This window comes from Vibrio sp. 10N.222.48.A3 (assembly GCF_041475345.1).
In the GTDB taxonomy this organism is placed as follows: Bacteria; Pseudomonadota; Gammaproteobacteria; order Enterobacterales; family Vibrionaceae; genus Vibrio; species Vibrio tasmaniensis_A.
The window spans coordinates 1-8,515 of record NZ_JBFRVX010000075.1; the positions used below are offsets into that span (position 1 = coordinate 1).

The 8,515-nt window shown below is 44.9% G+C and carries 9 protein-coding genes; 3 read left to right on the top strand and 6 right to left on the bottom strand.

Annotation, left to right across the window (positions count from 1 at the left end; translation table 11 throughout):
• Both AB4653_RS02720 and AB4653_RS02725 read left to right on the top strand, forming a co-directional pair.
• Positions 1 to 380 (top strand): VC2662 family protein (locus tag AB4653_RS02720; protein ID WP_372103279.1); only part of this gene is annotated, 380 nt, incomplete at its 5' end.
• 273 nt (positions 381 to 653) lie between these two features.
• Positions 654 to 2,087 carry a sensor domain-containing diguanylate cyclase gene (locus AB4653_RS02725; RefSeq protein ID WP_083784137.1) on the top strand — a complete coding sequence of 478 codons (1,434 nt, stop codon included), beginning with the start codon at positions 654 to 656 and terminating at the stop codon, positions 2,085 to 2,087.
• A gap of 127 nt (positions 2,088 to 2,214) precedes the next feature.
• Here AB4653_RS02725 and AB4653_RS02730 read toward each other — a convergent pair whose 3' ends face one another.
• Positions 2,215 to 2,703 carry an MgtC/SapB family protein gene (locus AB4653_RS02730; protein ID WP_009847921.1) on the bottom strand — a complete coding sequence of 163 codons (489 nt, stop codon included), beginning with the start codon at positions 2,701 to 2,703 and terminating at the stop codon, positions 2,215 to 2,217.
• A 143-nt stretch (positions 2,704 to 2,846) separates the two neighbouring features.
• Positions 2,847 to 3,869 (bottom strand): EF-P beta-lysylation protein EpmB, encoded by a 1,023-nt coding sequence (gene epmB / locus AB4653_RS02735; protein WP_009847920.1) that lies wholly within the window; start codon positions 3,867 to 3,869, stop codon positions 2,847 to 2,849.
• A 33-nt stretch (positions 3,870 to 3,902) separates the two neighbouring features.
• Between epmB and efp the strand changes: the two genes are divergently transcribed.
• On the top strand, positions 3,903 to 4,469 hold the full coding sequence (gene efp / locus AB4653_RS02740; protein ID WP_009847919.1) for an elongation factor P: 567 nt from the start codon (positions 3,903 to 3,905) through the stop codon (positions 4,467 to 4,469).
• 222 nt (positions 4,470 to 4,691) lie between these two features.
• Here efp and frdD read toward each other — a convergent pair whose 3' ends face one another.
• From frdD to glgP, 4 genes are all read right to left on the bottom strand, one after another.
• The gene (gene frdD / locus AB4653_RS02745; protein WP_009847918.1) at positions 4,692 to 5,069 is read right to left on the bottom strand and encodes a fumarate reductase subunit FrdD; all 378 of its coding nucleotides are present in this window, start codon (positions 5,067 to 5,069) and stop codon (positions 4,692 to 4,694) included.
• Between the two features lie 11 nt (positions 5,070 to 5,080).
• Positions 5,081 to 5,464 carry a fumarate reductase subunit FrdC gene (frdC, locus tag AB4653_RS02750; protein WP_004733341.1) on the bottom strand — a complete coding sequence of 128 codons (384 nt, stop codon included), beginning with the start codon at positions 5,462 to 5,464 and terminating at the stop codon, positions 5,081 to 5,083.
• A 1-nt stretch (position 5,465) separates the two neighbouring features.
• On the bottom strand, positions 5,466 to 7,199 hold the full coding sequence (locus AB4653_RS02755) for a succinate dehydrogenase/fumarate reductase iron-sulfur subunit (RefSeq protein WP_372103283.1): 1,734 nt from the start codon (positions 7,197 to 7,199) through the stop codon (positions 5,466 to 5,468).
• A gap of 176 nt (positions 7,200 to 7,375) precedes the next feature.
• The coding region (gene glgP / locus AB4653_RS02760; protein WP_372103286.1) for a glycogen/starch/alpha-glucan family phosphorylase at positions 7,376 to 8,515 on the bottom strand (1,140 nt) is incomplete at its 5' end.

Genomic DNA, 8,515 nt, shown 5'->3' on the forward strand with positions numbered 1-8,515 from the left:
ACCTTGCAGTTGTTGGTATGTCTGAGACGCAAACCACAACAGGTGTGAACCTTGGTATTTTTGGTGCATCAAAAGTAAACCAAGAAATGACAGGTGCTTCACTAGGTTTCTTTAACTGGAACACAGGTAAAACAACAGGTGTTAACCTAGGTGCTGTTAACATTACTAATGATGTAAAAGGCGCGAACGTGAGTTTCGTAAACTATTCTGAAGGGAACACTATGGTGGATGTTGGCGCTGCGAACCTTTCAGAGGTGTCGACGGTTCAGGTTGGTATCTTCAACAAAACCAATAAAATTGAAGGTGTACAGATTGGCCTGATCAACTGTGCTGACAATGGTTTTTTCCCGTGCTTCCCAATTGTGAATTTCGCTAAGTAAGACGGTAGCCGCGCTGGTTTCAATATTGGTGAGCGACGTTCTTACCAAGGCTTAAAGCTATCCATGATTGAACCTATCAACGCCTTTACTTCTATGTTTAGGCGTTATTTTACATCTGCTATCTCACTCCTTAAACGTTACTGTAAGCATGTTGTTTTATACTCTTGTTGCGATGTTCTCACTTGTGGGTACAATGTGCGCTAAATTTTCAACGATGACTTACATGCTTTGATTAATCCCCATACCGTCGATTTTAAAAAGGCTTTCTTAAGTCTGACCGCCAGCTTTTTAGTGGTTTTTAGCTTGTTACTTGTTGATTCAGCGGAAGAGTCAGAAAAGCAGTATGGAATTGAAAACCAAGGCGTGACACGCTCTTTAGCGGAGCTTACACAGATTATTAATGCTCTTGAATATAATATTACCGCACTTTATCCGCTGCATGGGGATGCCTACGTATTCTCACATGAGCAAAAGGTCGAAGGTGATACGTGTTACTTCATTAGTGAAGAGCAAGCTGCCCCTAGATTTGATTTTATGTTCTCTGGCCCAAGTGAGATGTGCGATCTAAAGTCGGATCTTCATTTAGAAGCTGGTAGGCGCATGTTTATCGCACCCACCATGGCTTACTTTGCGAATACCATTGATACCATCTCTGCGATTTACTTTATCTCCAAAGATAAATTTATTATATCGTCGCCTTCCGATTTCGCCCGTTACATTAAAGGTGACACCTTTGATTCAGTCGTCAATAGTCGCCCTTATTGGGTGAATACGATTCGTTTTGGCTTAGCTCAGGGTCAAGATCAAGTGGTGTATACCGGCCAATACGATGACTACCTAACAGGGAAGAAGGTAGTGACCTTAACCAAAGGTATCTATGTTGATGGTGAGTTTAAAGGAGTACTCGGTGTTGATGGTTACGTCTCTAATCTCGTCTCTAATCCCGTTCATGGATACAAGGTGACGAGCGCAAGAGGAGTAAACAAATATGGGCTGTTGGACTTTACCTATTCACGACCTTTGTACGTCGATGGAATTAATACTGAGTTATACCTGACTATTGAAGAAGGAAAGAGTGAGCATTTTTTACATTTGCTGGAACTGGAGCGGGTTCAATTACTGATTTTGTTAGCTTTGTACTTTATCTCAGCACTATGGTTGTGGCGGTTTTATACCAAGCAAGAGCACAAGCGATTGAAGAATTTAGCGATGCTCGACCCATTGACTGGTTTATATAATCGGCGTGGTTTTGAAGCTCGGTTGCTGAACCAAAATGAGGAGCCAATTATTGGTGTTGGCGTATTTGATATCGATGATTTCAAAGTGGTGAATGATCAGTATGGTCATAAGGTGGGAGATGAGGTGATTTGCCATGTTGCTCAGTTAATGCTGAACAGCGTTAGGCAGAAAGATATCGTGGCGAGATTTGGTGGTGAAGAGTTTGTTGTCGCGATTACGGGCGAATCATCCGAATTACTTTCATCGATCTTTGAACGAATTCAAAATGACATTAGTTTACAAAGTTATCGATGCGCGACCGGTGACAAGATTAATATATCAGTCTCTGGGGGAGCGACGCTTTACTCTCTGTTCAAGTTCGACAGCATTGGACACTTGTGGGAAAACCAGAGTATTCGTTCATCAGATGAGCAGCTTTATAAGGCGAAGGCCGCAGGCAAGAATCAAGTGTCTATTCACGTACATTAATCTGTGAACTGCAGTTTAGAGCCTAGTCGTTTGCTAGGCTCTTTTTTATCTAAGGAAAAAGACCCTTAAGATGAAACAGTAGCTAAGAATAAAATGCAGATAAGGCCAAGTGTCTTCCGACGAGGTGTTACTTCTTCACGCGGACTTTTCTCATCCACTTCTGGTGAACACCACGGCGTAAGCTCTGGAAGCTGTTTTCTACCTTGTCTACCCCAAGCAGAATCACTAGCGCCATTAGCGTGATAATAACCGACTGCGAAAGGTGGCCAAGTGCGATCATCATACCTAATGCAGCGAGTACCCAGATAATCGCCGCTGACGTTACACCATGAATCTTTCCATCCAATGTCATCATTACCCCAGCACCAAGGAATCCAACCCCCGTAATTATCTGACCAAGTACACGAGCTTGATCGAGAGTGTTGGGGGATAGGCTAATCGCCATGGTGAGGAAGAAGTAAGTACCGCTAATGATAAGGATCGATGTCCGGATCCCGACGGGTTTACCGCGTGTTTGCCTTTCGATTCCGATTAAAGAACCACACAACATGCATGCTGCGAGGCCTGCCCAGCTAAAGGGGGCAAGGTTGAGAGCTTGTTCTATAAATTGTGACATATCACCCCTCCTAAGAATTTAGAATAGAGCCGAGTATGCTAATAATAGACCGGACGATCGAACAAAAAATTTTTGTCGTGAAGGTGCATTTAGCAACGTGTTGTCGTTACAGATAAGCTTAGTCGCTTTTTGAAGCTCGCTCGTTATTCAATGTTTAGGTCGAGTGGTGTTTTGCTACTGCGTCCGCCAATTTCACGGGTTAACTTAGGTACTAGATAGCCAGAAACCTCAGAGATTAATCCCTTAAAGTGGTGTTTCGCTTCTTCATCGGAGATATAGAAATGAGCAGCTCCCTGAACTTTATCAAGTACATGCATGTAGTAAGGTAAAATACCGGCGTCGAATAGCTTTTCACTTAATTTTTTCAATGAGCTAGCGCTGTTATTTACGCCTTTTAGCATTACGCCTTGGTTGAGCAGAGTCGCACCAGTTTGCTTCAGCTTATGGAAGGCCTGCTTGAGCTCTAAGTTGATTTCATTGGCATGATTAATATGGCTAACCATGACTACTTTAAGACGAGTGTTAGCTAATGTTTGGCATAGTTCATCAGTCACTCGCGCCGGAATCACGACAGGTAATCGGCTGTGAATTCGAACGGTTTTCACATGTGGAATTTGTTCGATAGCATTGATCAGCCACTCTAGTTCGCTGTCTTTGGCCATAAGAGGATCGCCGCCAGACAAGATCACCTCGTTGATCTCGGGATGTTGAGCCACATAATCGAGGCTAGTTTGCCAAACAGACTTAGATCCTTTGTTATCTTGATAAGGGAAATGACGGCGAAAGCAGTAACGGCAGTTAATCGCGCAGCCACCTTTCACGATCATTAGCGCGCGGCTTTTGTATTTGTGTAGTAGTCCCGGAATCGCGTTTTCTTGCTCTTCTAAGGGGTCAGCAGAATAGCCTTGGTGCACATCAAACTCTTCACTTAGCGGTAAAACTTGTCTTAGCAAAGGGTCGTGTGGATTGCCTTTTTCCATTCGCTCAACAAAGCTAAGAGGAACTCGAAGTGAAAACAGCTCACGTGCTGCGAATCCTTTTTGCCACGGTGTTGGGTCTATTTCCAATGCTTCAAGCAGTTTTGTCGGGTCAGAGATCGCATTCGATAGTTGTTTGAGCCAGTTTTGCTCAACAGATTCGACTTTTCGGGTTATGATATGCGGCATTGAAATTAACTCAAAGATGTGGAAGAGAAAATCATGGCGTCAGTAAGCACCAATGAATTCAAAGGCGGTTTAAAATTCATGTTAGATAACGAGCCTTGCGCAATTATCGACAATGAATACGTTAAGCCAGGTAAAGGCCAAGCGTTTAACCGTGTAAAACTTCGTAAACTGCTGTCAGGCAAAGTGTTAGAGAAAACATTCAAGTCAGGCGAAAGCTTCGAGCTTGCAGATGTTGTTGACGTTGAACTAGGCTACCTATACAACGACGGCGAATTCTACCACTTCATGAACAACGAAACATTTGAGCAAATCGCAGCAGACGTAAAAGCAGTCGCTGATTCAGCAAAATGGTTAGTTGAAAATGACGTTTGTACTCTAACGTTGTGGAATGATAACCCTATCACTGTTACTCCGCCAAACTTTGTTGAGATCGAAGTAACTGAAACTGATCCTGGCCTTAAAGGCGATACACAGGGTACGGGTGGTAAACCTGCAACTCTAGCAACAGGCGCGGTAGTTCGTGTTCCTCTATTCATCGCTATCGGTGAAGTTGTTAAAGTTGATACTCGTACTGGCGAATACGTTGGTCGTGTGAAGTAATTTGATTGTGTCCATCTTGTTTAAGGTGGCTCAGTGAAATAGAAAAGGTCGCTTATGAGCGGCCTTTTTTGTATCTGGCGATCGGAGAAGAGCAGATTCGAGTAAACGAGATTCGACAAGTAACAAAAAAGCAGAACAAGATAATCCTGTTCTGCTTCTAGTATTTTCGTTCTTAAACTCTTCGAATCTCAGTTACCCGAATCTCGAATCTGCTCTTAACTGTTAAATCATAAAAATGAAGATAACAGATAGCGCGCTGATTAGGCCTGCAACGAAGTAGCAACCCACTTTACCAGCAACGCCGACGTGGAACTTAAGGTCGTGCATGCCGTGGTGAAGACGGTGCATTGCATGCCACATTGGCAGTGCTAGCGTACCGATGATGAATAGCGCACCGATAATGCTGGTGGCAAACTCAGAGACACGTTCGTAGCTCATTGCATCCGCATCGATAATGCCCATTGGCACCAAGATACCCAGCACTAGAATGGTGATTGGTGTAATCATCGCGAACCAAGTACCGCCAGCGCCGAATAGGCCCCACCAGATTGGTTCATCAGAGCGTTTCGGATTGTGGTTAACATTGTAATTTGTGTTCATAACGAAGCTCCTTACACCACCATCAGAACGATTAAAGAAATAAATGCCACCGCTGCCCACTGGGTCAGTACGATGATTCTTTTATCTACCAATTTGCCTTTAAGGCGGATTGGCATTACTTGAGGCATCATGCTGAAGAAGGTCTGAGCGTGCAGTAAGCTGCCTAGCAGTGCCACGATGTTGATACCAACAACGACAGGGTTAGCCATAAAGCTCAACCAACCTTCCCACGCTTCAGGCCCTTTCACTAGCGAACCCAAACCGAAGGTTAGGAACAGAGTGAATAGAATCAAAGGCAGTACAGTCGCTTCACGTAGCATGTAGAAGCGGTAGAACGGATGGTTGCTCCACCACGTTCTCTTCATCTCACGAACATAAGGCTTACGGTTGCTCATATTATGCCTCCTCTGCTGTTTTTACTTGCGATCCATCAGGCTTGAACATCGAGATAACGAAGTCCATTGAAGACTCAACTTTGCCTTGGTTTACAGCTGCTGCTGGATCTACTTTCTTCGGACAAACGTCAGAACAGTAACCTACAAACGTACAGCCCCAAGCACCGTTGTCGCCATTGATAAGCTTCATGCGCTCAGCTTTACCATTGTCACGGCTATCTAGGTTGTAGCGGTGAGCAAGAGCAAGTGCCGCAGGGCCAATGAACTCAGGGTTTAGACCAAATTGAGGACACGCTGCGTAACACAAACCACAGTTGATGCAGCCAGCGAACTGTTTGTACTTCGCCATTTGCTCTGGAGTTTGGATGTTAGTGCCGTCTTCTGGTTTACGGTCGTTACCAATGATGTAAGGTTTGATTGCTTCAAGGCGTTCGATGAACGGTGTCATGTCGACAATCAAATCTTTCTCGATTGGGAAGTTAGCTAAAGGCTCGATCTTGAAGCCGTTCGGGTAGTCACGTAAGAAGCTCTTACATGCCAGTTTTGGCACGCCATCAACCATGATGCCGCAAGAACCACAAATCGCCATACGACAAGACCAACGGTAAGACAGGTCTTTATCTAGGTTATCTTTGATGTATTTCTGGGTCGCAGGGCTTTCAAATGTACGGAATTTCTCTGGGAATACAGGCCAGCCCCACATACCTGAATCTTCAGCATGCAGTTCACCGTGCAGAGCATCAAACGCCGCTTGATGCATCAGGCTTTCACCGCCCTCTTCAACGAACGCTAAGAACGCTTGTGCGCGGTCGCTGTTTTTGTCTAGATGACGAGTCTTAAATTCTGCGAATAGCAGAGGTAAGATGCTCATCTTCAGCTCAGACACTTCAGTGTAATTCACCCAGTGCGCTTCACGAGCTTTCTGTAGGCGCTGCTGGAACTCGGCGCTGCCTACCGTTTGTTGCGCTTCCGCGCTTAATGCGAACTCAGGAACTGAACTCACATCAATGTATAAGACGTTCAACCAACGACGTGAAGACGGGCTGTATGGGCTCGCACCTTCCGGGTTTGCAGGGAACAGTGAGTGAATTGGGTTTAGACCAACAAAGTCACCACCGCGAGACGCGATATCCGAAACAAGCTGTTTTAGGTCACCGAAATCACCAATACCCCAGTTGTGCTGAGTTCTTAGCGTGTACAGTTGAACACTTGGTCCCCAAAGCTTTTTGCCTTGCTCAATGGGTGACTGCTTGAAGCATGCTTTGGGCGTAATAATCAACGTCATCTCGTAAGGTTTCTTACGGCGCTTACGACTCACAATGAGCTTGTGATAACCCCATGCCAAATCACTTGGCAATGCAAACACTAAAGGGCCACCCTCGGCACGCTCGTCACGAACGACTTGAGATTGAAGATAGCCTTCAAGTACCTCTCCTTGCTCGGTTTCTAAGCGCCAGCTGAACTCACTTTCACGAGCACTCACACCCAGATTGAGTGTCACTTCTACTGGCTCACCGTCACGCAAGACAAGAACCGGGTCTAATACATCTTTTCTGTGCTTTCTTTCTGCAGATTTAAGCAGTGCATCATCGCTGCTTGTATCGTAGCCCAATGAAGCCAATAGAGACGTAATCGTCTCTTCTGATACTTGTGCTTCATCGCCCCACGCACTAACGTAACTATCAGCAATATTTGCCATTTCTGCGACTTGTTTTAATACGGTCTGTTCTTTCATCGCTCTCTCCGAAAACGTTCTGACGCTTTCAATTTTTGTAGGGTTGTCTATTTAATTTTTACTAATCAATTAGCTTGTGACAATCAGTTTGTAAGCATTGCTATCTGAATAAGCCGTCTATTTGCTCACAAGCTAATTGAGCCAAGGCAAAAACTGCCTTGGCTACTTTGCAACTATTAACGGTTAACCGCTTCAAGTTTCCAAATGTTGTTCACGTAGTCGCGAATTGAGCGGTCTGATGTGAACTTACCAACCAATGCCGTGTTAAGAATCGCTTTCTTAGCCCAACCAGCTTGGTCTTTGTATTGCGTACCCATGTCTTCGTGCGCTTTCACATAAGATGCGAAGTCAGCAAGACATAGGTAAGGGTCACCACCGTCTAGTAGGCTATCAAACGTTGCACGTAGAAGACCGGGTTGACCTGGAGTGAACTCATCGCCAGTCAGTAGATCTAGAGATGCTTTCAATAGTGGGTCTGCATTGTAGTAATCGTATGGGTTGTAACCCTGAGCTTTCAGTGCAACAACACCGTCAACTTCTAGGCCGAAGATGTAGATGTTTTCATCACCAACTTCTTCACGAATCTCAACGTTTGCACCATCCATCGTACCGATAGTTAGAGCGCCGTTTAGAGCCATCTTCATGTTGCCCGTACCTGAAGCTTCTTTACCAGCTAATGAGATTTGCTGAGAAACGTCTGCTGCAGGGATGATGATTTCAGCCATGCTTACACGGTAGTCAGGGATGAATACCACTTTAAGCTTGTTACCGATGCGAGGATCGTTGTTGATCTTCTCTGCAATCTTGTTAACCGCGAAGATGATTTCTTTTGCTAGGTGGTAACCCGGTGCTGCTTTCGCTGCGAAGAAACATACGCGTGGCTCACACTCGAAACCAGGTTCGTTAAGAATACGGTGGTACAGAGACAGAATGTGTAGCAAATCTAGGTGCTGACGCTTGTATTCGTGCAGACGCTTAATTTGAACGTCAAAGATAGCGTTAGTATCTAGCTCGATACCCATGTTCTCTTGAACCCAATCCGCAAGACGCTGTTTGTTTTCTTTCTTAACAGCCATAAATTCTTTTTGGAATTTCGCGTCTGTTGCAAACTTAGCGATGCCTTCTAGCTGCTCAAGTTTTGCTGGCCACTCAGAGCCAATCTTACCTGTGATTAGATTAGATAGACCTGGGTTACAGAACTTCAACCAACGACGTGGCGTGATGCCGTTCGTTACGTTAGTCAGTTTACCTGGGAAGATTTCGTTGAACTCTGGGAACAAGTCTTTCTTAACCAGTTGAGAGTGAAGTGCGGCTAC

Excerpts from the sequence above, each read along its gene's own strand:
- AB4653_RS02730 (WP_009847921.1), bottom strand. The coding sequence starts at position 2,703 with ATGTCACAATTTATAGAACAAGCTCTCAACCTTGCCCCCTTTAGCTGG.
- frdC (WP_004733341.1), bottom strand. The coding sequence starts at position 5,464 with ATGAGCAACCGTAAGCCTTATGTTCGTGAGATGAAGAGAACGTGGTGG.
- efp (WP_009847919.1), top strand. The coding sequence starts at position 3,903 with ATGGCGTCAGTAAGCACCAATGAATTCAAAGGCGGTTTAAAATTCATG.
- epmB (WP_009847920.1), bottom strand. The coding sequence starts at position 3,869 with ATGCCGCATATCATAACCCGAAAAGTCGAATCTGTTGAGCAAAACTGG.
- frdD (WP_009847918.1), bottom strand. The coding sequence starts at position 5,069 with ATGAACACAAATTACAATGTTAACCACAATCCGAAACGCTCTGATGAA.
- AB4653_RS02755 (WP_372103283.1), bottom strand. The coding sequence starts at position 7,199 with ATGAAAGAACAGACCGTATTAAAACAAGTCGCAGAAATGGCAAATATT.